Origin of the sequence: Mycetocola sp. CAN_C7 (assembly GCF_015752285.1) — a bacterium.
Lineage (GTDB): Bacteria > Actinomycetota > Actinomycetes > Actinomycetales > Microbacteriaceae > Mycetocola_A.
The window spans coordinates 140,061-164,998 of sequence record NZ_JADOUY010000005.1 but is presented as its reverse complement, the minus strand read 5'-3'; the positions used below and the strand labels follow the sequence as shown (position 1 = coordinate 164,998).

General features: G+C 65.7%; 21 protein-coding genes. 5 read left to right on the top strand and 16 right to left on the bottom strand.

All coding sequences use genetic code 11. The annotated features are described in order from the left end of the window. The first annotated feature begins 51 nt into the window (after nt 1-51). On the top strand, nt 52-1,116 hold the full coding sequence (locus IWX78_RS12590) for an acyltransferase family protein (protein ID WP_196833885.1): 1,065 nt from the start codon (nt 52-54) through the stop codon (nt 1,114-1,116). Between the two features lie 6 nt (nt 1,117-1,122). On the opposite strand, the gene IWX78_RS12585 is transcribed toward IWX78_RS12590, so the two are convergent. Then, nucleotides 1,123-2,355 (bottom strand): glycosyltransferase, encoded by a 1,233-nt coding sequence (locus IWX78_RS12585; protein ID WP_196833884.1) that lies wholly within the window; start codon nt 2,353-2,355, stop codon nt 1,123-1,125. 146 nt (nt 2,356-2,501) lie between these two features. Here IWX78_RS12585 and IWX78_RS12580 point away from each other — a divergent pair, with 146 nt between their 5' ends. Beyond that, a complete protein-coding gene (locus tag IWX78_RS12580) occupies nt 2,502-3,656 on the top strand; it encodes an acyltransferase family protein (RefSeq protein ID WP_196833883.1) in 1,155 nt (384 codons plus the stop codon). Here IWX78_RS12580 and IWX78_RS12575 read toward each other — a convergent pair. From IWX78_RS12575 to IWX78_RS12560, 4 genes are read right to left on the bottom strand one after another with little or no spacing between them, the layout of a single operon-like run. After that, entirely contained in the window at nt 3,653-4,792 is a 1,140-nt protein-coding gene (locus IWX78_RS12575; protein WP_196833882.1) for a glycosyltransferase, read from the bottom strand. The two genes, IWX78_RS12580 and IWX78_RS12575, sit on opposite strands and share 4 nt — an antisense overlap. Before the next feature lie 30 nt (nt 4,793-4,822). After that, a complete protein-coding gene (locus IWX78_RS12570) occupies nt 4,823-6,010 on the bottom strand; it encodes a glycosyltransferase (RefSeq protein WP_196833881.1) in 1,188 nt (395 codons plus the stop codon). Nucleotides 6,011-6,041: 31 nt separating this feature from the next. Next, a complete protein-coding gene (locus IWX78_RS12565; protein ID WP_196833880.1) occupies nt 6,042-7,142 on the bottom strand; it encodes a glycosyltransferase in 1,101 nt (366 codons plus the stop codon). Nucleotide 7,143: 1 nt separating this feature from the next. Further along, nucleotides 7,144-8,925: an ABC transporter ATP-binding protein gene (locus IWX78_RS12560; protein WP_196833879.1), complete on the bottom strand. Its 1,782-nt coding sequence runs from the start codon at nt 8,923-8,925 to the stop codon at nt 7,144-7,146. Nucleotides 8,926-9,031: 106 nt separating this feature from the next. Here IWX78_RS12560 and wecB point away from each other — a divergent pair, with 106 nt between their 5' ends. Continuing rightward, nucleotides 9,032-10,093 (top strand): non-hydrolyzing UDP-N-acetylglucosamine 2-epimerase, encoded by a 1,062-nt coding sequence (wecB, locus tag IWX78_RS12555; protein WP_196833878.1) that lies wholly within the window; start codon nt 9,032-9,034, stop codon nt 10,091-10,093. 39 nt (nt 10,094-10,132) lie between these two features. On the opposite strand, the gene IWX78_RS12550 is transcribed toward wecB, so the two are convergent. The 6 genes from IWX78_RS12550 to IWX78_RS12525 all read right to left on the bottom strand — a co-directional run bounded on the left by IWX78_RS12550 (nt 10,133) and on the right by IWX78_RS12525 (nt 16,642). Next, nucleotides 10,133-11,257: a glycosyltransferase family 1 protein gene (locus IWX78_RS12550; RefSeq protein WP_196833877.1), complete on the bottom strand. Its 1,125-nt coding sequence runs from the start codon at nt 11,255-11,257 to the stop codon at nt 10,133-10,135. 15 nt (nt 11,258-11,272) lie between these two features. Next, nucleotides 11,273-12,718, bottom strand: coding sequence for a glycosyltransferase (locus tag IWX78_RS12545; RefSeq protein WP_196833876.1), 1,446 nt, complete (start codon nt 12,716-12,718; stop codon nt 11,273-11,275). Between the two features lie 80 nt (nt 12,719-12,798). Continuing rightward, complete coding sequence (locus IWX78_RS12540) at nt 12,799-13,947, bottom strand: glycosyltransferase family 4 protein (RefSeq protein ID WP_196833875.1); 1,149 nt, start codon at nt 13,945-13,947, stop codon at nt 12,799-12,801. 4 nt (nt 13,948-13,951) lie between these two features. Continuing rightward, nucleotides 13,952-14,938 carry a Gfo/Idh/MocA family oxidoreductase gene (locus tag IWX78_RS12535; protein ID WP_196833874.1) on the bottom strand — a complete coding sequence of 329 codons (987 nt, stop codon included), beginning with the start codon at nt 14,936-14,938 and terminating at the stop codon, nt 13,952-13,954. Next, complete coding sequence (locus IWX78_RS12530) at nt 14,938-16,038, bottom strand: DegT/DnrJ/EryC1/StrS family aminotransferase (RefSeq protein WP_196833873.1); 1,101 nt, start codon at nt 16,036-16,038, stop codon at nt 14,938-14,940. Before IWX78_RS12530 ends, IWX78_RS12535 begins: the two co-directional genes overlap by 1 nt. Continuing rightward, nucleotides 16,031-16,642, bottom strand: coding sequence for an acyltransferase (locus IWX78_RS12525; protein ID WP_334684726.1), 612 nt, complete (start codon nt 16,640-16,642; stop codon nt 16,031-16,033). The genes IWX78_RS12530 and IWX78_RS12525 overlap by 8 nt, the downstream gene beginning before the upstream one ends. Before the next feature lie 72 nt (nt 16,643-16,714). On the opposite strand from IWX78_RS12525, the gene IWX78_RS12520 reads away from it, so the two are divergent. Together IWX78_RS12520 and IWX78_RS12515 are read left to right on the top strand one after the other, a co-directional pair. Then, nucleotides 16,715-17,425, top strand: coding sequence for a glycosyltransferase family 2 protein (locus tag IWX78_RS12520; RefSeq protein ID WP_196833872.1), 711 nt, complete (start codon nt 16,715-16,717; stop codon nt 17,423-17,425). A gap of 4 nt (nt 17,426-17,429) precedes the next feature. Continuing rightward, a complete protein-coding gene (locus IWX78_RS12515) occupies nt 17,430-17,795 on the top strand; it encodes a DUF2304 domain-containing protein (protein ID WP_334684725.1) in 366 nt (121 codons plus the stop codon). Between the two features lie 28 nt (nt 17,796-17,823). Here the strand turns inward: IWX78_RS12515 and IWX78_RS12510 are convergent, their stop codons facing one another. The 5 genes from IWX78_RS12510 to IWX78_RS12490 all read right to left on the bottom strand — a co-directional run bounded on the left by IWX78_RS12510 (nt 17,824) and on the right by IWX78_RS12490 (nt 24,866). Beyond that, a complete protein-coding gene (locus tag IWX78_RS12510) occupies nt 17,824-19,785 on the bottom strand; it encodes a DUF6541 family protein (RefSeq protein ID WP_196833871.1) in 1,962 nt (653 codons plus the stop codon). A gap of 34 nt (nt 19,786-19,819) precedes the next feature. Then, on the bottom strand, nt 19,820-20,803 hold the full coding sequence (gene galE, locus IWX78_RS12505) for a UDP-glucose 4-epimerase GalE (RefSeq protein ID WP_196833870.1): 984 nt from the start codon (nt 20,801-20,803) through the stop codon (nt 19,820-19,822). Between the two features lie 31 nt (nt 20,804-20,834). Further along, nucleotides 20,835-21,743, bottom strand: a complete 909-nt coding sequence (locus IWX78_RS12500) for a glycosyltransferase (protein ID WP_196833869.1) — start codon at nt 21,741-21,743, stop codon at nt 20,835-20,837. Then, nucleotides 21,740-22,693 carry a glycosyltransferase gene (locus tag IWX78_RS12495; protein WP_196833868.1) on the bottom strand — a complete coding sequence of 318 codons (954 nt, stop codon included), beginning with the start codon at nt 22,691-22,693 and terminating at the stop codon, nt 21,740-21,742. The genes IWX78_RS12500 and IWX78_RS12495 overlap by 4 nt, the downstream gene beginning before the upstream one ends. Nucleotides 22,694-22,775: 82 nt before the next feature. Beyond that, nucleotides 22,776-24,866, bottom strand: coding sequence for an LGFP repeat-containing protein (locus IWX78_RS12490; RefSeq protein ID WP_196833867.1), 2,091 nt, complete (start codon nt 24,864-24,866; stop codon nt 22,776-22,778). Between the last annotated feature and the right edge of the window lie 72 nt (nt 24,867-24,938).

The following is a 24,938-nucleotide window of genomic DNA, read 5'->3' as shown; positions in this document are numbered from 1 at the left end:
CCGATTCCGGCGTCCGGACCGTCGACAGAACAGTCGAGTCGGCTGTCCTGGGTGGATGTCGCCAAAGCAGGCGCCATCATCCTCGTCGTCGTCTTCCACGTCGCCGGTGCCGCCGTGGCGTTTTTGCTGCCGGGCGCCGACGATGTCTGGTTGCGAGCATGGAAGGCGCTCAGCACGTTCCTCATTCCTGTGCGCATGCCCCTGTTCTTCCTGATGTCCGGCGTTCTCGCCGCATCAGCTGTGCAGCGCCCGTGGCCGACGCTGTTCCGGTCCCGGTATGCGAATCTGCTCTGGCCGTACCTGCTCTGGTCTGTTGCGTTCAGCGTCGTGTTCGGCTGCGCCGTCAGCCCGGAGAACTGGTGGCCGACCACGGCCACCAGCCTCGCCACGATCGTGCAGGGTGGGGATGCCTACTGGTTCCTCCCCTCCCTCGTCGTCTTCTTCACGCTCGCCAGGGTCTTCAGGAGCGTGAGCCCTGCCTTGCTTTTCGTCGCGTTCCTCGCGTGGCTAGTGATTCCGCTGACCCAGCCGCTTCTGACGGAGTTCCTGCCAGACGGCCTCGCCACCAACATCGGGCGGTGGTGCAGTTTCGCACTTTGGTTCCTTCTCGGCTGCTTTGGCCGGACACTGGTGAACCGGGTGGCTGCGCTCCCCTGGTTCCCGCTGCTCCCCCTGGCGGCGGGAAGCTACGCCCTGATGGCCTACTTCTATTACGTCGCAGACAACCGGGACCTGCCCTGGACCATCGGGCTGAATGTGTGCGGACTTCTCAGCGCGGTTCAGCTTGCCGTCGTGCTGTCGGCAAGCCCCCGCATCGCCGCTGTGAGCGGCTACATCGCCCGCAGGACCCTGCCGATCTATCTCCTGCATCCGCTCATCGTCTACTCGATCGTCGCGCTCAGCCAGGTAGCGGGCAACCCGCTTCGGCTGCCGACCGACTCGTCGGTCCTCAACTTCCTCTTCGTTCCCGTTCTCACCGCAGCGCTGGTCTGGGCGAGCATGGTTCTCTACGACGGTGCACTCAGAGGCCCGCTCCGCGTGCTTTTCGTCCCGCCAGGGGGTAGGCGCAGCGCGCGGCCCCACGACGACTCCGCAGCTCGGCCGAAGCCGGTTTAGTGCATTTCAACCTCGGGATGGGGTGAGAAACGATCTCAGCGCCTCGGCGGATGCCCGGCCGTCATGGACCTGCCGCACGAAGTCGATTCCTTCGCGGGCGATCTCGCGGTACGGCGCAGGCCGCGCGACGACGTCGAGAAGAACCTCGGCCAGAGTCGCCGGCGTCGCTTCGACGATGGGGAGTCCCCGACCGGTGAACTCGCGCACGTGATCCCTGGAGTATCCGTCGACGTGACCGATGACCAGCCGTCCGGCCGCGAGCGCCTCGCAAGCGGCGACTCCGTAGATTCCGAGCCGGAACTGGTCGAGCACGATATCGGCCGAGCCGTAGATCGAAGGCATCAGCGTTGCGGGCACACCGTCGTACCGTCGGTACTCGATGACGCCGGAGTCATGCAGGTCGCGGAGGACGGGATCGATGAGGTCGGAGCCCTTCAGCCTGGGACTGCTCGGGACGTGAGTGACGACGGGTCGGCTGCGATTCAGCGCAGCCGTTTCTTCAGCCCACCGTGCGCAATCGATCACGACAGGCAGCCATCGACCCGTCGGATAGTCCCTGAGAAGATCAGGCGTCGAGAGGAAGACAGGAACACCGACCGTGTCGAGGATCGCCCGGTTGCGGACAGCCTGGTCCTCGAGCTCGGTGACAAGACTCCACGATGTGTCACGGAACGGCGACCACTCGTCGCGCTCGCGATGCAGGCTCGGCAGGCGCAGGTCGCTGCCATGGGACACCAGAGCGACGGTCAGGCCTCGGCGCCGAAGGTCGGCGATCTCGCGCGGGAGTGAAGCGTCAAAGAGCGCTCCGAAGATACTCCGCTCAGCTTCGATGAGCACGTGCGTGAACCCTCGAGTCACCGCGGAATGCTGCGCGGTCTGCCAGCGACGCGACCGGGAGAACACCTCGACGGGCACCGCGTTGTCGACCGGGAAGCCATACGTTTTCTTGGACGAGTACTGCATGCTGACGGCGGTCACCCCAGGCAACCGTTCGGCCGCCCTGGCCCAGGAATGGCCCTGACCGGCGAAATTCACGGGGGCGATGTAGAGACGGATGCCGCGATGCCCCGCTGTCGGAGGAGCGGGGATGTCCGTCTCCCGGAATCCAAACTTCGCCGGGTTGAGTCGCATCTCCAGCTTTTCGGGTACCCGTTCGAGCACAGCACCGACGAATCTCCGCACTCGGCGGGACCAGTCGGCTCTGGCCGTTGCGAGCAGAGAAACCACCGAGGACGTCATCCCTCCCATTATCCGCCGACGCAGACATTGCTGGAAGCGATCGGCACGGACGAGCGCCGCAGGTTCACCGCTTACAATGGCTTCCCGTGACGGGTGAACGGCAGACAGCGCAGAGGCCGTCGCCCGCGCCCTCAAGCGCAACTGTCGTGCGTCCGCCTCGGCTCGATTCCCTGACCGGTCTCCGGTGGTGGGCAGCATTTGCTGTCTTCGCACACCACATGACCAACATCGCCCCGCTCCCGGGCTCGTACGCCCTGAGTTTCGGATCGTACGGCGTCACCTTTTTCTTCGTCCTGTCCGGGTTCGTCCTGACCTGGTCAGCACGCCCGGGCACGGCCGTATCGACCTTCTACTGGCGGAGATTCGCCCGGATCTACCCGTCTCACTTCATCGCACTGCTGCTCGCCATCCCCGTGTTCTACAGCTTCTCGCCCGCAGCGGAAGACTGGTGGGTGAAGCCGGTGAATGTGGGCATCCTCGCGCTCTCCTTCGTACTGCTGCAGGGCTGGTCGCGTGACCCGGTGATCCTGTTCTCGGGCAACCCCGCAGCCTGGACCCTCACCTGCGAAGCGTTCTTCTACGCTCTGCACCCGGTGATCAACCGGATATTCGGCAAGCTGCGGGTGAGGGGCTCGCTCCTCCTGGTCGGTGCGGTGATCGCCGCCGCGTTCCTGTACCGCTTCGGGGTGGTCCTGTTTCCCGGATCGTGGCTCGCAGATGCCCCACTACCGGTCGTGAGACTCAGCGAGTTCGTCATCGGTATAGGAATCGCGCAGGCGATGCTCTCGGGCTGGAAGGTCCGAATCGCTCCGGTCTGGTGTTATCTCGGCGCCGGCGCGCTGATCGCCTGGCTGGTGATTTCTCTTCGGTGGTCCGGAACCCCGATCGTCGACTTCTTCCGTCTGACCGCGAACGAGTGGATCATCGTCGCCTGCGCCATCACGATCGCGGCCGTCGCCTGGAGCGACCTCACTGGAAAGCGGTCGATCATGCGCTGGCGGCCGTTCGTACTGCTCGGCGAATGGTCGTATGCGTTCTACCTCGTTCATGCCACGGTCATCTACGCCCTGCTGGCCGTCGTAGGAGTGCAGCCGAAGGGGTGGAGCAACCTGCTCTGGTACGTCGGGCTCCTCATCGTGACCGTGGCAGCGGCCGCCGCGCTGCATTACCTGGTGGAGCGGCCGTGTGAGCGTTTCCTCCGCTCCTGGTGGGATCGGCGGCTGGAACGCCGCACGCAGCTGGCGGCATCCGTTTCCGACGTCACGACGCCAGGCGACGGGCGGGCTGACCGCGATTCCTAGTCGACGGGCGGCGAGCCCAGAAGATCGGCGATGGCCCGATCCCAGATGGCGACCTGACTGTCAGCGTTGAGGTCGCCTGCGGTCACGGCTGAGGCCGCCTTGAACATCGCAACCGATTCGACCGTGAGAGCGTCGAGAGCGTCGGCCAGCGACGCAGCGGTGAAATCGTCGGCGACGAGACCGAGAGCATGCTTCGAGACGATCGACGCCATCTCCGGAGAGGGTCCGACGACGATCGCCAGTCTCGCCTGAATGAAATCGAAGATTTTATTGGGCAGCGCCCAGCGGTAGCTGAAGTTCACCGGAGGAAGCACGAAGACTCCGACATCGAACCGGTTGAGGGTCTGGATGAGTTCGTCGTACGGGACTGCATCGTGCACCGTGATGCCGCCGAGCTCCGCTGCCCGCGACCGCAGCTCCTCGATGTACGGCGGATCGTTGGCGGTCAGGTACAGGTCGAGCGTGAACTCGTTCCTGGTCAACGCGAGTGCTTCGAGCATGATGTCGAGTTTGCGGTTGCGGAGACCGGCACCGCTGTGCACGAGACGCAACGGCGTCGCGACCTCGGCCGCCGGAAGTTCCCAGTACGGTGCGGCGTTGGTCACCACACCGGGGAGGAAACCGAAATCCTGCTGGTACTGCGTGGCGAGTCCCTGACCCACCGTCGTCCACGAGCTGGCCCTGCTGACGTGTCGCCGGCACAGCCAGCGATAGTACGGTGACAGCCACCTCATCCATTTGGGATTCTCGGTCCGGAGCTTCGGCGAGTACTCGTGCAGGTCGGCATGGACACCGTGCGGCGCGCTCAGCGTCAACGCGAGCGGGACCGTCTCCACATCGTTGGCAAGGATCACATCCCACTCACCCGGCCCGAGGTTGTCCCTGCACCACGCAACAGCGCTTGTGCGCCAGTAGGTCGAGGCGAACACGCGCAGGGCGAGAGTCGGGGGGAAGAAGTCGTTCTGCGGTTTGTCATCCGGGATTCTGATGTGCCGAGCGACACCGTCCGGTGCTTCCCCGTACCCGCAGGTCGTGACCTCGTACCGTTCGACGAAGTGCCGGACCTGCTTGAGAACGCGGGCGTCACCTGCGATCGGCGAGAACGAGAGGATCAGAAGCTTCGGTACGGGGCTCATCGGTGCCTTCGGTGTCGGAGGTCGTGCTGGTCAGTGAGAGAGGAAGGGCTGGAGGACGCCGGCGGAGAAACGACCGTCGTGCACGGTGTCGACATAGGTGCGCCCGGCGGCCCCGAGCGGCAGGTACGCGTCAGGGCGGGCGCAGATGTCCCGGATGACCGCGTCGATCGAGTCAGGGGTCGCTTCGACGATCGGAAGGTCGAGGCCGGTTCGCTCCCGCACGTACTCGCGCGCTTCGGCCGTCACGTGACCGACGACGATGCGCCCGGCGGCCATCGCTTCGCAGGCGGCGACCCCGAAGGAGCCGATCCGGAACTGATCCAGCACGATATCGGCTTCTCCGTAGATCGCAGGCATCTCGTCGGCTGGGACGCCCTGCACACGGCGATAGTCGATGAGGCCATCGGCGTCGAGCCGCTCGAGAATCGGGTCGATGAGGTCGGAGCCCTTGAGCACGCCCTTGCTCGGGGCATGCACGACTCGAGGGATTCGCGACGCGAACACGACGGAGTCGGTGCTCCAGATGGCCGGGTCGACGACGACGGGGAGCCAGTCAGCCTCGGGGACGTCGGCGAGCAGATCGGGAGTCGACACGAAGACGGGGGCGTCGATCGCGTCGAGGACCCGGCGGTTGGCAGCAGCCTGGGTCTCGAGAAGTGCAGTGTCCGGGTAGCGCGCATCGGTGAACGGGGACCAGCTGTGGGCGGCTGCATGCCTGCTCGGCAGGCGGATGTCACTGCCGTGGCACAGCATGGCGAGGCTCAGGCCCGCTCGCTGGATGTCCTCGGCCTGTTCGACGACCGTCTGGTCGTAGACGCGCCCGAAGACGTGACGCTCGGCTTCGAGAAGCACGTGGGTGAAGCCGCCGAGAACGGCGCGGCGCTGCTCGCGCTGCCACCGCCCTGAGAGGACGAATGCGCCGACGGGAACGGACACGTCCACGGGGAAGCCGAAGTCCGAATCGAGGCGGTACGCCATGCTCACCGACCGGACATCGGGAACGAATCTCTCGGCCGCCCTGGCCCACTGCCACCCCTGCCCGGCCCAGTTGACCGGTGCGACGTAGAGCCGGATCGGTGCATCGGGTGCGACCGTCGGAGCGGGGACCGCCCCGACGTCGAATCGAAATCGGCCGGGAAGAACAGCGACGAGCACCCGGTCGGGTACACGTCTGGTGAGAAAGCTCAGCACGCGGAGGACGGTTGCCGGTACTTTCATGCGTCGCCCTCCCGCTTGGTCGTCGTGAATCTCATCGGTCGAACCGATAGAGCAGGAAGCGGACCAGGTTCGATTCGCGGTCGAGCAGTCGAACCGGGTTGCGCGGGACGATCTGGTCGAGGCGGGATGCCGACCGGTGCCGCTCGCCAGCGAGCACGAGATCTCCGGCAGTCGACCCCTCGTCGAGCAGCGAATCCAGCAGCGACCGATCGGCCCGTGAGAGCGGAGAAACGGCAGGCGGTGCCGCGGCGATCACCGAGCGGGCGCTCGCGCGGAGATCACCAACATCTGCCGCGCTCCACGCCTCGACAGTGGAGCGCGTGATCACCGCCCCGAGTACGTGGATGCGGAGCAGCTTGGTCACGAGCGATCGTCGAAGTGGCTCGCGAGCGGCCGCCACCCAGTTCCTGCCGACGAGGTCGAGGACGGCCGCCATCGCCTCGACGATCGGTCGTGGCGTGGTGGTCACCCGCGATACGGCATCCGCGCCGATGACGTAGGCCGGGCTCCGTTTGAGATAGTCGATCCGTACTCCGGCCGACCACAGCCGGGCGCTGAAGGCCATGTCCTTGCCGACCGGCATTCGCGCCGTGAACTCCAGGCCGAGCGACCGGACGAGAGAAAGGCGGAGCAGGCCGAGTGGCGCAGTGCGGTAGAACAGCCGATCCTTCACCGGATCGAGACGCTGGGTCCGCCGCCACCTGGTCAGCGGGTTCATCAGCAGGTCTCCGTGCTGGTGGCGCAGGGGAACCAGCGCGGCATCCGGCCCGCTCGCCCTGAGATGAGCGATCCACGCGGCCATCGCTCCTGGCTCGAGGAAGTCGTCCGATCCCATGATCGACACGTACGGCGCCTCGGCGATGGACAGCCCGTGGTTGAACGGGCCGGCCGGGCTGCGGATGCCGTCGTTGAAGGGGATGAGGACGACGCGCGGTCCGATCAATCCGTCGAGCTGGCGGCTGATGCCCTCTTCGGGGATGTTGTGGCAGATCACGAGCACGCGGACGACGCCGTCCGGCGTGCCGTCGATGACGGATTCGACGGCACGTCTGATCGGCCGGGTCACGTCGTGAACGGGCACGATCACGTCGACGAGAACGGTGGTCGCCGGTGCCGGGATGTCGCTGGCCACGTCAGTCGACGAGACCGGCGAGTCGCGCCTGCACGGAGAAGTCCTCGACGTCCCGGACGACCTCGGCGAAGGTGCCATTGGTGACGATCCGACCGTCACGCATGAAGACGACCTGATCGTTGTCGCGGATCGTCGAGAGTCGGTGGGCGACCGAGATGATGGTCACCTGCCCGCGGAGTTCCCTGATCGCCGTCGAGACGTCGGATTCGGTCTTGGTATCCAACGCGCTCGTCGCTTCGTCGAGTACGAGAATGAGCGGGTCACTGTAGAGCGCCCTGGCGATGCCGAGACGCTGACGCTGCCCTCCGGAAAGCGACATTCCCCGCTCGCCCACCCTGGCGTTCATGCCGCCGGGCCGTGACATCACGACATCCCAGAGCTGGGCCCGTTCCAATGCGGCCTGCACCCGGGCGCGGTCGAAGTCACCGGTCCAGGACAGGGCGACGTTTTCGGCCACTGAGCCGTCGAACAGCGCGACGTCCTGAGGAACGTAGCCGACACGCGATCGCCAGTCGGCAAGCACACCTTCGAGCGGAACGCCGTCGATGAGGATGTCGCCGCCTGACGGAACGAGAAGTCCGAGCAGGATGTCGACGAGGGTGGACTTTCCCGCTCCAGACGAGCCGACGAGCCCGACGGTGCTCCCCATCGGGATCGTCAGGTCGATACCGAGTACGGCCGGCTGGGCGGAGTTCGGATAGGTGAATTCGACGTTCCTCAGCTCGAGGAGTCGCGGTTCGCTCTTCAGCGGATCGTGACCGATGCGCTCCCCGCGCTCGAGGTAGCCCTCCGCTTTGTGGATGTCACCCATCACTGCCTTGACCTGCGGGATGTTCGAGTGGGTCTGGGTGATCACCGACTGAAAACCGGTGAGAGACGGAACGAGCCGGAAGCCCGCAACAGCGAAGAGCGCGACGGCTGCAAAAGCGCCCGCCATCCCTCCGGTGATGTATGCGACACCACCGACGAGAATGAAGCCACCGACGAGGGCGGACTCCAGGACGAATTTCGGGACGGCTCCGAGGAAGCTGAGGTTCGCGCGTGCCCTGGTCGTGTGCAACCGGTTGGAGTGGATGACCCCGGCGACCTCGCCTGCCTTGTTGCGGAGCGTGATCTCTTTCAGGGCGGACACCATGTCTGTCATCAGGCTGGCCACCTTGAACGAGTAGTCACGGTTCACGCGACCGGCTTCCACCGACTTCCTGGACACCCAGAAATAGAGAAGGAAGGCGATGAGGCCCAGGTAGACGACGGTGACGAGAGCCGTGACCGGCTGGGCGATCACGATGACGACGAGAACCGAGATCGACGTGGTGAAGAGGGTGGGGAGGCTGAGGACGGGCAGGAGGAAGCCGGCGACAACGGCGGCGATGCCGACGTCGGCCATGCGGACCAGCTGTGAGGTGTTCCTCTGCAGGCGTTCCGTCCACGGAGCCTGGATGTATGCACCGAAGAGCCGGTCACCGATCTCCAGCTCGTACTTGGCGAATCGCCGCGTTGCCCGCCACTGGAGCAGGACGCTGAGGCCGGATTTGAGGATGATCAGTCCTGACACGGCCACGAGGATCCAGACGTAGCCGGACTGGTCGATGGTGCCGACGAGGGGAAGACTCACCGGATCGGACTGGACCATCGCCGCCATCGACAGGGCGAGGAGACCGATCGCCGCAACGTCGAGCAGCGCGAGGGCGGAGGAAAGGATGACGTAGACCCAGAGGAAGTTCCTGGCCCGGGGTGGCAGTAGCGGCAACAGTTGTTTCAGGGTCTGCCAGAGGAGTTTCACGGAGCGTCTATCCTTCGAGTGATCGAAATCCCATGATCCCACAGTTCCCTGACCGGGCGAGCGGGGCCGGATGCGCCGCAATCCGGACGAACTAGGATGTTCCCTCGTGAAGATAATCAGCGTCGTCGGTGCCCGCCCGCAGTTCGTGAAGCTTGCCCCTATTGCAAAGGCGGCCGCCCGCGCTGGCGTCGATCACGTCATCGTGCACACTGGCCAGCATTACGATCCGATGCTCTCCGATGTCTTCTTCCAGGATCTCGGCATCCCCCAACCGGATGTCCATCTCGGCATCGGATCCGGCTCGCACGGCGTGCAGACGGGCGCGATGCTCGCCGCTCTCGACGCGGTCTTCGTGGAGCACCAGCCCGATTGGGTGCTCGTGTACGGTGACACGAACTCCACGGTCGCTGCGGCGCTGAGCGCCGTCAAGTTGCACTTCAAACTCGCGCACCTCGAAGCAGGACTGCGTTCGTTCAATCGCCAGATGCCTGAAGAGCACAACCGGGTGCTCACCGATCACGCGGCAGATGTGCTCCTCGCCCCGACGACGGTGGCGGCGGGCCACCTCGCGAACGAGGGCCTCGCGGATCGGACCGTCGTCGTCGGCGACGTCATGACCGACGTCCTCCTGCTCATCCGCGACGAGATCGCCGGCAAGCCATCTGCGCTGGTCGACGAGCTCGACCTCGAGCCAGGCGGTTACTACGTCGCCACCATCCATCGAGCCGAGAACACCGACGACCCGAACCGGCTCAGGCAGGTCGTCGATGGGCTCGCAGGGCTCGAGGCCCCCGTCGTGCTCCTCGCTCACCCTCGCGTCGTCGCCAAGGCGGCTGAGCACGGCATCGATCTCACATCAGGATCGCTTATCGGCCACGCTCCTCTCGCCTACCCTGACCTCCTCGCGGCCGTCGTGTCCAGCCGAGGAGTGATCACCGACTCGGGCGGACTCCAGAAGGAAGCATTCCTGCTGCGCATCCCGTGCACAACAGTGCGAGCGGAGACGGAGTGGGTCGAGACGATCGAACTCGGCTGGAACGTGCTCGCGAACACCGGAGAAGAGATCGCGGTCGCTGCGACGCGACCGCACCCGGCTGAGACCGATGCCACGCCGTACGGCGACGGTGACGCCGCCACGAGGACCATCGCCTATCTGACCAGCCACTGACCGCGGCCCGTCACGGGAGCGGCCTGACCGACGGCTTGCTCAGCTGGCGAGTCCGGCCACGCAGCCGTCCCACACATCGACCTGCCTGGCGGCAGACAGCTCGTCTGCTGCGGTATCAGCACTAGATTTGTACACGGCGACGTCCTCAACGTTCAGACCGGTGATCGCAGCCTGCAGTGCACCGATGCTGAAGTCGTCTGCAATGACGCCGAGTCGGTAGCGTTCCACGTATTTCGCCATCTCGGCCGACGGTCCGACGATAATTCCCAGCCGGGCCTGAACATAGTCGAACAGCTTGTTCGGCAGCGCCCACTCGTTGTTGAAGTTCACCGGGGGCAGGAAATGCACCCCGACGTCGAAGGCGTTGAGCGTGCGCACCAGGTCAAAATACGGCACCGGGTCGTGCAGGGTGATCCGGTCGGACTCGCCCGCTGCCGCCCGGAGTTCCGCGAGGTATGCGGGGTCGTTGGGGGTGAGGAAGAGGTCGAGCGTCACGTCGGCGGACGAACCGGCGACCGCCGTGATGAGGGTGTGGATGTTCCGCTTGCGCAGGGCTGCGCCGCTATGGACGAGCCGGATCGGTCGGTCGACCGGCTGCGGGTCCATCGCCGCGAACGGAGCCGCGTTGGTCACCACAAGCGGCTCGAAGCCGAAGTTCTTCTTGTACTCCTTCGCCAGACCTTCGCCGACCGTCGTCCACGATTGCGCTTTTCGCACGTATCGGCGGCACATCCATTCGTAATACGGGGCGATCCGGCGGAGCCAGCCCTCGAACTCCGCGTGCAGGCGAGGACTGTACTCGTGCAGGTCGGCGTGGATACCGCGGGCCGGGCGGAGGGTGAGCGCCAGTGGTACCGTCTCCACATCGTTCGCGAGAATCACGTCGAAGCGGCGACCGGACAGGGCTTTCTTCGCCCAGGACACCGCTCCGAGGGTCCAGTATGCGCGGGAGTAGAGGTGGAGGGTGATGAGGCGACCGTTCAGGTCGTTCGCCGGCACGTCATCCGGAATTCGGATGTGCTCGTTCACGCCCTCAGGTTTCGGTCCGTACCCGCAGGTTGTCACCGAATACTGCGAGCTGAAGCGTTCGACCTGCTTGAGCACGCGCGCGTCGGTGGCGATCGGCGAGAAGGAGACGATGAGGAGCTGAGTCGGTGAAGGCACGATCCCAGTTTCCCATTACTTTCGCCTGCGGCGGGTTCCGCTACCGCGCCGGCCCGTCAGCAGCGACCGGTAGACCCCGAGGAGCCTCGCCGACTCGCCCTGCCACGTGAGCTCGGGTGCTGCCCGCCTGATCGACGCTCGCCGTTCGTCCGTCGACGCGAGGGCTGCGGTGATCGCCTCGGCCAGAGCGCTCGCCGGCATGTCGGTTGCGACGATTTCGCCGACGTCGTACTGACGGACGAGCGCTGCAGCGTCGACCAGGTCGGTGGCAACGATGGGGAGCCCGGCCTGGATCGACTCGAAGAGCTTGTTCGGCAGGGAGTACTCGTAGCTGAGACAGGCCGGACGGGTGAGGACAAGCGACACGTCGGCGTCGGCGAGGGCGGTGGAGACTTCGGCTGACGGCACAGCACCGACGAAGTGGACCCGGTCGGTGAGCCCGAGACGCCTGACGCGGGCGTCGAGGCCGGCACGGTACACCTCTGATCCGAAGCCGAGCAGAACGAAATGCACGCTCTCCGGCAACAGAGGCAGGGCGTCGATCGTCTCCTCGATGCCCCTGTTGGTCGTGATGCCGCCGCAGTAGGCGAGCACACGGTCATCGCTGGTCAACGCAGCCAGTTCGCGGAGGCGACCGGCCGATGGCTCGGGAACCTGTCCGGTGAAGAGCGGGATGTTCCGCACCAGCACAGGCCGGGCTTTGAGCCTGAACCGCTTCTTCAGCCAGTCGGCGATGCTGGGCGAAACGGTGACGACGGCGCCGGCGCGTTTGGCACCGATGCGTTCGTACAACCGCTCGAAGCGTTTTGCGACCGGTCTGTCCGCCCGGATGTTGCGTTCGGTCCAGAGTTCGTGAGAGTCGTATACATACGGAATACCGAGTCGTCTCGATGCCGACAGGGCAGCGACGAGCGTGTTCGCGTCGTGGGCGTGGATGAGGTCGGGGCCCCAGGCCGCCATGTGCGAACGCGCGCGGATCCAGAAGGACCCCTGTTTGATGGTGGCGTCGGCGCGGCGCCACAGGTCGATGGCCATGTTCTTGGCGCCTGCCGGCTTCGACGGGACGGATGCCGCTGGCGCACCGGCCGGTGCGGCCTGCGGTGAGGACGAGACCACAGCTGCAGGGGCTGCGACGGATTCGTCCGTCCGGGCAGTCGGGGCATACGTCGGAACCGGGCGACCGAGAAGACGACGGGCAGACAGCCCCCACCTGGTCAGGAGGTGGGCGATCTCGCGCAGGGGAACCCGGTCGATCTCGACCGGACCGGTTTCAAGCCCAGGACCGAAGTGACCGGTCCGCGACGAGAACGCGAAGATCCGGACGTCCGCCCCCGCGTCTGCGACCGTCGCAGCGATCTTGAGGACGCGGGTGTCTGCGTAAGTGTCGTTGTAGACGACGAAGGCGATGCGGGGACGTCGGCCGTCGATCGTCGGCAGGAGATCCGTGGTGCTGGTTGGCATGCTCAGTTCCCGACTGGTCGTAGGTGTGCGTTCATTATTCGCGTTCCCGGCCTGTCCGGCCGCTGTTGGCGGTCTGCGGGTCACAGAGATGCCGATCCGGCGTCCGATACCACCTGGGCGGCCCGTCGACCCGCGGTCTGCAGCGAGGCGTTCTCCCGGCACCATTCAGCCAGTCGCTGGGGGTCCCAGCGGCTGTCGACGCTCAGCATCACCGTGAGCGCGTTCGCGACCGCCTCCACCTGATAGTCGACGGCCAGTCCGATATCGGCGGACTCGATGATCGTGGCAGCGGGCCCCTGGCCGGTGAAGAGCACCGGGGTTCCACATGCGACGGCGGCAAAGATCTTCGTCGGGATGGCGAAATCGTAGCCCTGCCCCGGCTTCAGGCTGACGGCGGCAACCCTCGCTCCGCGGAGGCTCTCCGCAGCGCGCTCAGGTGCAACCACCCCGTGGAAGTCGACGGCGCCCGGTGCGACCTCGGCCGCAAGCTCCTCGAGGGATTCCCAGGCGCTCCCCTGCCCCAGGAAAACCAGCTTCACCCCGGGGATCTGGCGACGAACCGCAGGCATCGCACGGACGAAAATATCCGCCCCCTGCCACTCCGATGTTGTGCCCGCATAGATGATGACGGGTGCGGCCTCTCTGCCGGGGTCGCCGGGGGAAAATATGGAGGTGTCGATTCCGTTCGGGACGACAGAGGTCCGCCCGGATCCTGAGAGCTCATCGACGCGCCTGGCGACGCCATCGCTGACGGCGATCACCCGACGCGCGTGCCTGAGCACATGCGATTCGACCAGGCGAAGCATCCGGACGACGAAGCGAGGTGCCCCCGTCGACTCCGCGGCATCCGACCAGATGTCTGCAGCGTAATAGACGTAGGGAACACGGGTCAGGGCAGAAACGACTCGGACGACGACCCCGGTCGTCGGAGGCGGCTCGCTCACATACACGTCCGGCCGGGGCGAGAGAAGCAGCCGGAAGAACAGCGGGATGTCGAAGCTGAGGTACTGCAGGTACCCCCTGACGTATCCGTCGCGATCCCTGAGCACCGGGAATCGTCTCACGTCGACACCCGTCGACGTCGCCGCCGGTTCCGAGGAGCGCGTGGTCGTCGTGATGACCCTGACGCGCGCTCCCGCCTCGGTCAGCCCGTTGGCGAGAGCGGCGAGCCGAAATGATGCGGCGGCAGGATCGGGCGAGAAGATCCGACTCGCGATGGTGACGCGCATCTGCCTAGAACTCGACCGACTCACCCGTCCTGGCGGACTCGATGATCCCTTCGACCACGGCGAGCGTGCGCAGCCCCTCTTCCATGGTGACGACATCGGTGCGCAGCCCGAGGACAGCGTCACGGAAGGCTTCGTGCTCCACCCGGAGCGGTTCGCGTTTGTTGAGCGCGAACCTGGTGACGTCTCCTTCGGAGACTCCCCTGAATGCGGAGACGTACTCCCACTCCGTCGGGAAGGTGCCGTTTGCGTAGAAGGTCAGGTCTCCACTGTTGGTATCGGCGATGTATGCGCCCCGTTCACCGGTGACGATCGTGACGCGCTCCTTCATCGGGGAGAGCCAGTTGACGACGTGGTTGACGATGATGCCGTTCTCGAGCCGGCCGGTGGCGAGGATCATGTCTTCGTAATCGCGCCCGCTCTTGTGCATCGTCTGAGCGAAGATCGTCTTGTGCGGCGACTGGGCCACCCACGCGGTGAGGTCGACGTCGTGCGATCCGAGATCCTTCGCGACGCCGACGTCGGCGATGCGCGACGGGAACGGACCCTGGCGACGGGTGGCGATCTGGTAGACCTCACCGACGTCTCCCGCTGCGATCCGGCGACGGAGTTCCTGTAGCGCCGGGTTGAAGCGTTCGATGTGCCCGACCGCGCCGACGAGGCCCTTGGCCTTGAACGCGTCGACCATGCGCTGTCCGGCCTCGACCGAATGCGCGATCGGCTTCTCGACCAGCGTGTGCACACCGGCTTCCGCGAGCGTCAGTGCAGCTGCCTCGTGGAAGGCCGTCGGTACAGCGACGACGGCCATGTCGATGCCCGTTGCGATGAGCGCATCGATGTCCGGCAGGACTGCCAGAGAGCCGGCGACACCGTGCGGATCTCCGCCTGGATCGGCGATGGCGACGAGGTCGACGCCGGGAAGTTCGCGGAGGACCCGGGCGTGGTGCCGGCCCATCTGGCCGACTCCGAGGAGCCCGACCCGCAACTCGGCCACTATGCGCCGGCCTTCGCGACGGAGTTGACGGCGTCGACGATGCGTGCCAGGTCATCTTGGGACAGCGACGGGTGAACCGGCAGCGACACGACTTCTGCCGCGGCCCGCTCGGTCTCGGGGAGGTCGAGACCGGGAGCGAAGTGGGTGAGCGACGGGAGTCGGTGGTTGGGGACCGGGTAGTACACGCCGGAGCCGACCTGGTACTCCTCCTTCAGCGCCGCGACGAAACCGTCGCGGTCTTCCGGGACGCGGATCGTGTACTGGTGGTACACATGCACGGCACCGGCGGCGACCGGGGGGACGGTGACACCCTCGAGGTTCGCGTCGAGGAATGCGGCGTTCTGCTGGCGGGTCGCCGTCCAGGCGCCGACCTTGGTCAGCTGCACGCGCCCGATGGCGGCGTGAATGTCGGTCATGCGGTTGTTCAGCCCGACGACCTCGTTCTGGTACTGGGTCTCCATGCCCTGGTTCCTGAACAGCTTGACCCTCCGTACGAACTCGTCGCTGTCGCAGGTGACCATGCCGCCCTCCCCGCTCGTCATGTTCTTGGTCGGGTAGAGGCTGAACATGCCGAACCGGCCGAACGTTCCGACGCGCTTACCGTCGAGTTCAGCACCGTGCGCCTGGGCGGCGTCTTCATACAGGTCGAGGTCGTGCTTCGCGGCCAGTGCCATCAACTCGGTGAGGTGAGCCGGGTGACCGTAGAGGTGCACGGGCATGATCGCCCTGGTGCGGCTGGTGATCGCGGCTTCGACCGCGACCGGGTCGAGCGTGAACTGCGAGGGCTCGATGTCGACGAACACCGGCGTCGCCCCAGTGAGCGCAACGGAGTTGGCTGTCGCTGCGAAGGTGAACGACGGGACGATGACTTCGTCGCCGGCGCCGATTCCGGCGGCCAGAAGGCCGAGATGGAGCCCGGAGGTTCCTGAGTTGACCGCAACGCTTGCCCTCCCCTGCACCATGACGTCGGCGAACTCGCTCTCGAACGCGGCGACCTCGGGCCCTTGGGCGACCATCCCCGAGCGGAGGACGCGATCGACGGCCTCGCGTTCCTCGTCGCCGATGATCGGCTTGGCCGGGGGGATGAAGGACTTAGTCATGTGCGACTACCTCTCTGAGTGTGCCGTCGATTTCTTCGTACAGTGCCGAGGTTTCCGGGCACTGCCAACCGGCATCCGTTTCGGTCAGTCGGAGGCCGGCTTTTCCGACCCATCCGATGCGCTTGGCGGGGACTCCGACCATGAGGGCGAAGTCGGGAACATCGCGGGTGACGACAGCACCGGCCGCGATCGTCGACCAGGCGCCGATCGTGACGGGGGCGACGCAGACGGCGCGCGCGCCGATCGCAGCACCCTCTCGGATCGTCACGCCGACGGGCTCCCAGTCGTGCGCGCTCTTCTGCGAGCCGTCCGGGTTGATCGCCCTGGGGTAGGTGTCATTGGTGAGAACGACGGCGGGTCCGATGAAGACGCCGTTGCCCAGCGTCGCCGGCTCGTAGACCAGCGCATAGTTCTGAACCTTGCAGTTGTCGCCGAGTACGACGCCTGTGCCGATGTATGCGCCACGTCCGATGATGCAGTTGCGACCGAGCGAGGCCTCTTCGCGGACCTGCGCGAGGTGCCAGACCGAGCTTCCTTCGCCGATGTCCGCCTGGTCGGAGACGTCTGCTGACGGCACGATTCTGGCGGTGGGGTGAATACTCAAGTGGGCTCCTCGCACACATTCTTTCGTCGGCTGGTGCGCACCAAGACTATAACGTTCTGTCACAATGGGCGTATGACCCCCGCCGCTTCGATCGAGCCAGACGCTGCCGTCGAACGGGACTCCGAAGCCTGGATCATCATTCCCCTCTACAACGAGGCGACGGTCATCGGTCGTGTCGTCGACGAGCTGCTCGAGCGCTTCGTGCACGTGGTCTGCATCGACGACGGCAGCACAGACGGTTCGGCGGCGGTTGCTGCGGCGGCAGGCGCCCGCGTCATCCGTCACCCGGTGAACCTCGGCCAGGGCGCCGCTCTGCAGACCGGCCTTTCCTATGTCACGCAGAAGCCGGAAGCCCGCTACATCGTCACCTTCGACGCCGACGGCCAGCACCGGATCGAGGATGCCGATGGCATGCTCCGTGCCGCACGCGAGCACGACGTCGCCATCATCTTCGGCTCCCGCTTCCTCGACGACCGCACCAAGCCCGGCTGGCTCAAGAAAGTCATCCTCAAGACGGCCGTCTGGGTGACGAACCGCACGACGGGATTGCGCCTCACTGACGCGCACAACGGCCTGCGGGTGATCCGGACAGATGCCGCCAGCCTCATCGACCTGCAGCAGGACAGGATGGCGCACGCGACGGAGATCGTGCACCAGCTGGGGAAGACGAAGCTTCCGTGGGAGGAATACCCCGTCGAACTCCTGTACACCGACTATTCGAAGGGGAAGGGCCAGTCAGTGTTGAACTCGGTCAACATCCTCGTCGACCTTCTCGTGCGTTAGGACGATGACCATGTGGATTCAGATCATTCTCGTCGTCGGAGTCGTCGTCGTCGGCCTTTTCCTCACGCGGCCGTCCGGGCGGGACAGCCATCTGGCGCTTCGCCGCCTGTTCCTTGCTGCCTTCGTCGTCGTCGCCATCGGCTCGATCATCTTTCCGCAGTGGCTGACTTGGGTCGCGAATCTCGTCGGCGTCGGGCGTGGCACCGACCTTCTGCTCTACGGCTTCGTGCTTTCGTTCCTCATCTATGTCTCCACGACCTATCGCCGCAACGTGCAACTCGACCGTAAACTGACGCGCCTCGCCCGCGAGCTCGCTCTCGCCGAAGCGCGCATCGAGGATGCCACGAATCGTCAGGACGACCCGAACTGATCCGTCCCGGCTTCGGCTCAGACAGGACCTACTCGCAGGCCGTGATCCGGTAGAGGACCTTGTCGCCTTCGCGATCGATCTCCTCGACGACGCCTGACTCGGCGAGATCGAGGAATCCCTTGTAGTTCGTCGTGCTGTCGAACGACAGCGTTCCACCGGCATCCCTCGTGTACACCCCGAAATCGAGCACGTAGCCGACACCGAGGGTCGTCACGGCGTCACACACGGCCGGGTCGGACGCTGCCTCGTTGAGGCGCATGTTGATCAGGACGTGATCGGGCTCGGCGGACACGTTGAAGTGCGGGTTGAGCACGCGCCGGTCGCCGACCGCGTAGGCAAGCGATGCTCCCGTCCAGGGATTGCCGGCGACGACGGCATCCTCTGGCACGTTCTCGTGCAGCCGTTCCAGCAGGCTGCGCTCGTCGATCGACAAGATCGGTGACCACTCGGTCATGGCATACTTCGGCCGTGCTTCGACGACAGCGGCCTGCATGCCGCCCTGGGTCGTCGCGAGAAGCAGCACCCCGGCGATGACCGGGACGACGAGCGGCGTCCGACCGCTGCGCAAGCGGGCGAAGAGCTCGGGCGCGAGCCGGCCGGCGGCCCAGGTCCACACCGCCACGACACCGAGGGCCGCGAGCGGGGCGGCGATGGTTCCGAGAAGCGCCGTCAAGCGTGGGGTGTCTTTATAGAAGAGCCCGATCGCCACGTTGCGCAGGTCGCCGTACGGCAGGGACGCGCCGAGAATGAACAGAGCAGCGGCCACAGTCCACATGCCGGCGATCCACCACCGTCCACCGCGGAGAACGGCCACGAGACCGATGACGGTGAGGATACTGATCACGAGCGCGGGGGCTGCCCCCTCCCTCGAGTTGCTGAAGAGCTCGACCAGCGCATAGAGCGGGGTCGCGTAGGCGTCCCACGGTGCCGTGTTGCCCAGCCGGCCGATCACATACCACGCCACCGCGAGCACAGCGAGTGCGGCACCGCCGGCGAGAAGCACCGGCCAGCGAAGACGCGAAGACGGATGCCGCCGCCAGACGTCGATCACGACGGCCAGCAGCACAGGCACCAGCATCGCCGCCCAGGCGAAGACCGCCGCAGACTGCGCAAGCCCCATGGCTGCAAGTGTCGCCATCAGGGCCAGTGCGCGAAGGAGAATCGGCGCGTCGAAGGGGAAGGACACCAGACGCGTGAACGACAGCGCGAGGGCGAGAGCGAGCGGGATGAACGCGAGCGCCAGGAAGTACGGGTACAGGACGCCGTAGTCGAGCGGCAGCAACGGGAACCCCGGGATGCCTGCACTGACGATCCCCGCTGCGACGATCGCGACTCTGCTGCCAGGAACGAAGACACGGGTCAGCATCATCACACCGGCCGGCCAGACGGCTGCGGCGATGACGATGTTGACCATGTTCGCCGCGACGAGGATCCCCCCGCCCGATGACGCGGACACCAGAGACACGATCCCGTGCCAGGCGGCCGGGTAGAAGCTCGATGCGCCTTCGGGAAGGATCAGCCCGGAGAGATGGAAGGACGACGCATTCGCGGTATCCAGGATGAACTTGACGCCGTTGAGGTGGAAGGCTGCGTCGAATGTCTGCGACATGTTCGCCGGCTCGCCGATGACGATGATCAATTGCGCTGTGATGACGACTGCGGCAGTAGCGAGCCCCGCGACCGTCCAGAGCGCAGTGACGGCATTCTGTTCGACCCGCCTGACAGCCCATGATCCCGCAACGATTCGCCGGATCACCGCGACGACCGCCACGAGTCCGGCAAGGACAAGCAGGACGAGGGGAACCGTCCAGGTCAGATTCAGGTAAGGGAAAACGATGGCCAGCACCGCGACGGCGGCGACGGACACAGCGGGTGCAGCGACGTAGAGCAGGAACCCTCTGGCTCCTGCGGCGACCAGCAGCGCGAGACCCGGCAAATAGAGGACTCCGACGGCGACGACGAGCACCGGCAGAGCGAGAAGCCAGTTCACCGCATCATCTCGACGTCCAGGCGCAATTCGCTACTCACGGCTGAGCACCCTGCCTGGCCTGCTCTGACGCCTGCCAGGCGGAGCCGACCATGTCTTCCAGTCCGCGGCGTGCCCGCCAGCCGAGTTTCTCGCTCATCCGGGAGACGTCAGCGATGACCGCACCGGGGTCGCCGGGTCGGCGATCCATCAACAGGGGCGACAGCTCACGGCCGCTCGATTCGGAGAGTTGGGTGAGAACGTCGAGGACGCTCGCACCTGTGCCGGTTCCGACGTTGAGAACCGTCGAACGCTCATCGGCCCGCTGCAGGTAGTCGAGGGCGGCGATGTGGGCATCAGCGAGGTCGAGGACGTGCACGTAGTCCCGAACACCGGTGCCGTCCGGGGTGTCGAAGTCGTGCCCGAACACGCGCGGCTGTTCACCACGGTGCACGGCATCGATGGCGAGGGTGAGCAGGTTCATCGGCACGGAATCCCCGAGTTCAGGCCAGCCCGCACCGGCGACGTTGAAATAGCGCAGGCTCGCCGTGTTGATACCGAGGGCGCGACCGGCGGACGCGACGAGCCATTCTCCGGCGAGTTTCGTTTCGCCGTACGGATTGATGGGTCTCGTCGGCATCTCCTCGGTGACCGGGAAGCTGTCCGGGTTGCCGTACACGGCTGCGGACGACGAGAAGACGAACCGATCGACGTCGCTGCCGTCGATCGCGGCGAACACATTCGCGAGCCCGCCGATGTTTTCGCGATAGTAGCGAGCCGGCTGTTCGACGGACTGACCCGCCTGCTTCAGCGCAGCGAGGTGAACAACCGCCGTAACCTCGTGTTCGGTGAGAACGGCGCGCAAGGCAGCGACCGCCGCGTCACCGGCAAGGTCGATGGTGGCAAGCGGGACATCACCGATTCGGGACCGGTCGCCGCTGGCGAGGCTGTCGACGACGACGACGTCGTCTCCCCGCTCGAGAAGAAGTCGGACGACGTGACTACCGATGTACCCGGCGCCGCCGGTAACGAGAACTGACACTCGTCAATAGTAGTCGGCAGCATGTGGAACGTCAGGAATGGTCGTTCCGAAAACCACGGGCGATCAGTCGTCGGTAGAGGACCGTGCGGATGCCAACGGGCACAAAGCGGTAGATCCCTCGCACGGCGATGTTGCGGAGAAACTGTGCCCTGGTCGTGAAGCCGATGGAGCGCAGAGCACGCTGGAGGTTGAGCTCGGCCTCGAACTGTTTGCGGCCACCGCGACGCGAGTACGCGCCAGCGCCGACCCGGTACATCAGCAGTGCATCAGGAAGGTTCTCCACTCGAGCGCCCGAGTGGATCATCCGCGCGAAGAGCCAGTAGTCCTCCATCAACCCGATGTCTTCGTATCCCCCGGCCCGGTCAACGGCGGCCCGCCGGTACATCACGGTCGGGTGGTTGAACGGATCGTGGAATCGCGCGTACTTCGCGATCGCGGTCGCGCCGATCGGCGGAGTTCTACGGCCGAGAACGGCACTCGTATCGTCGGCGAATTCCAGCATCCCGGTGCCGACCAGATCGAATCCCTCGTGCACGCGAGCCAGTTGACGCTCGAATCTGCTCGACAGCGACACATCGTCGGCGTCCATTCGGGCGACGACGTCGAACGAGCACGCGGCCAGACCGGCGGTGAGGGCGTCAGCGAGACCGCCACGGTCGGGGATCCGGACGTGGACGACCGGGACGGTCGTCGAGGCGATCGCCTCGGTCACGGCCTGATGCAGCGGAGCGGGGATCTCGCCGTCCTGGACCAGAACGACTTCGTCTGGCGGAAGCGTTTGCGCCGTGACGGAACTCGAGAACGCGCGGGCGAAATGGGCCGGGTCATCTTTTTCGTAGACGGGCAGGAGAAGCGAGAACGGAACGGGTCTGTTGGGCGTGTCTGCGCCGGTCGGATCTGTGCCGGTCGGATCTGCGCCGGTCGGATCTGTGCCTGTCATGCCGGCAGACGCTCGAGCACAGAGAGGACGTCATCCGGCACGCCGGAGCCGCCGAGGACCCGGGCGTTCGGGCGCGGCTTGCGGCCGAATCCCTCCCTCAAACCGGCAAACAGCCCTGCCCGGAGCGTCGCCCTGTCGTTCGACAGACGGAATGTCCGTGTCCACCTGGCAATGGATGCTCCGATGTAGAGGACCCTCTCGACGACGCCGAGTGCGGCTGAGGTACGGAACAACCACACCTTGTTGCGGACTTCCAGCCGGAACCGGGGCCCGGGGTCGACATCGGTGGATGCGAGAGCCGTCGTCTTGTGGACGACCACGCTTGCCGGAACGCTGAGGCCGACGCCATGGCGAAGCAGCCTGGCACTGAATTCGAAGTCGTCGTTCCAGAGGAAATAGTCGACGACGGGAAGGCCGTGGCGTTCGACGGCGTCGGCACGATACATCGACGAGACGAACGACAGCGAGCGCACGGGCACTGCGCCGACCTGTTCTGCTCGGCTCTTCTCCCGCTTGCCTGCGAACGGGTTTCGTCTGGGCGTGTTCATGGGATGCTCAGCGCCGTTCGTCCAGATCACGCGCGAACCCACGGCGCACAGGCTGTCGTCGTCATAGTCGTCGACGGTGGAGAGGAGGGCTTCGAGGGCACCGGCCTCCGGCACGGTGTCGTCGTCCATCACCCAGATCCAGTCGGGGCTGTGGCGTGCGAGCGCAGCGGCCATCCCGACCGCGAAGCCGCCGGCACCTCCGGTGTTGGTCGAGAGTTCGATGAGGGTGGCGTCCGGAGCAACATCGCGCACGACAGCGTCGGAGTCATCGCTCGACGCGTTGTCGACGACGACAACGGCATCCAGGCTCCGCGACTGGGACCGCAGTCCGTCGAGGACCTCACGAAGGAGATCCCGGCGGTTGTAGGCGACCACAACCGCAACTACCTGACGACTGCGCACCCTGTGTTCCTCCCTGGGCCGCCGTCGCGGCCACACGCCAGTTTACCCGCCAGCTCAGGCGGGCAGGACCGGCGCGACCGGGTCAGCCGCGCCAGACGCCTCGGGCTGCCGACCAGAACAGGGTCCCGTTCTGGAACTTCTGCGACCGGGTGCCGTCGGCGTTCGCGAGGTAATCACCGATCGGGTAGCCGAGCGATCCGGTCGGGCCCCCGAGGGAGATGTATGACGAACCGATCTTGCCGGTCGTCAGTCGCATGCCGCCGACGCTCGACCAGTAGGCGACGCCGGCCTGCACCTTCTGCGAGTACCCACCACCGAGAACCACGGTCGACTGGGTCGGGTAGCCGTACGTGCCACCGGTTCCCGAGAGCTTCGAGTAGCCGGCCGCCATGTCGGCAAGCATGTACTGCGCGCCGGTAGCGGACGACCAGTAAATGGTGCCCTTCTGGAACGTCTGCGACCGACCACCGTCTGCCCGCGTGGTGTAGTCACCCGTCGGGTAACCCAGAATCCCGTTCGGTCCGCCCAGTGCCAGATAGGTTCGGCCGATGACGCCGCTGGTCAGTCGCGCTCCGGTTGCCGGAGACCAGTAGACCGCGCCTGCCTCGAGGTTCTGGCCGAAGCCGCCGCCGGTATAGGCCTTCGCCGTGCTGATCGGGTACCCGTAAGGCCCCGTGACTCCACCCTGGCTCTGGTAGCCCTCATTGAACTCGCGAAGCATGAAGTGCGCACCGTTGCCGGTGGACCAGTAGTACGTTCCGTTCTCGAAGGCCTGGCTTCGACCGTTGTTCGGTGCCACGCCGTAGTCTCCGGCGGGGAAGCCCAGCTGGCCGGCCGGTCCGCCGAGACGCTCGTATTCGCGGCCGATGACGCCGGTGGTGACGCGGGCGCCGGTGTCCGGCGACCAGTACATGGTTCCGTTCTCGAACGCCTGGGTGCGCCCGACCGAAGCGATCGGACCATACACGGATGTCGGGATCCCGAGCGAGCCGTCTGCACCACCGAGCGCATCGTGCGCGGCACGGATGAGGCCGGTGGTGAAGATCGCACCGGTTTCCGTCGTCCAGTAGTACGTGCCGTTCTCGAAGGTCTGGCTTCTAGCTCCGCTCGAGTGCGAGGTGTATTCGCCTGTCGGGTAGCCGAGGGGGCCGCCGGCTCCCCCTGCGTTCGCGTGGTCGCGTCCGATGCGTCCGGTCGTCTTCGTGATGGCGCCGGACGGGGACCGGTAGACCCAGTAGTTGTCGAAGCGCTGGCCCATGCCGCCGTCGCCATACGTCTCGGCTGATTCGGCGGGCTGGCCGAGGACTGTCTTGTTCTTGTCGTAGTAAGTGGCCAGGCTGGCATGAACCCCTGTGCCCCTCGTCGAGCCGAACCACGACGTGAAGAAGTTGAAGAAGTTCCGGTTGCCGTACGCGGAACAGCTGTTCCCTGTGCCGTAGCCTGCGTTGAGCGCCGCGGCGTTCGGCTGGTACGGCGTGTAGTAGTAAAGGCTCGCCGTCGCCTTGTTGGCGACGTAGACCTTCCCTGAACCGCAGGACGCGTTGGGGTGCCACTGGATCGGGACCGTCTTGCCCGGTCCGAACCAGGTGAAGTATTTGGAGGTTCCAGGCGGGTTCGTGTAGCGGATCAGCTGTGATCCGGCCTTGTAGATCTGGTTGAAGAGTCCGTAGTACTGCGTGTCGCACGGCGCGGTGTCCGGGCAGCCGTAGCCCATGGCGATGTTGTACCGGCCGGTGGTCGGTTTGGCCATCGAGACCAGGCTCTGCTCTTTCTCGAGCATGACGAGGAAGACCTGGGGGTTGATGCCGCAGGCCTGCGACACCTTGTAGATGATGCGCGCTGCTGTCTCGTTCGCCGCACCGGCGTAGGCCTTGCACATGGCATCTGCGGCCCGGTTGCCGGTCGTGATCTTGTAGTTCTTCAGGCACAGGGAACCGGCCGTGCACGCCGAACCCTTCGACACCAGGAACGACTGGATCGCGGACTCCGACATCGCACCGCTGTCGTAGAAGACGGCATCGTCGATGATGTTGCCTGCGCTGAACGTGGCGGCGTCTGCAGACGGAGTCTGGGAGGCCGGATGCGGTGCCGCAACGAAGATTGCGGCGACAAGCACACCGATGAGAAAAAGCGCGCTTGCGCGCGCACGAGTAAACCCTCTAACCCCAGACATGCTCCCTATCGTATGTGCATACATGCAAAACGCGCCCTCCCCGAAACGGGAGGTACTCGGTGTCGCATAGAT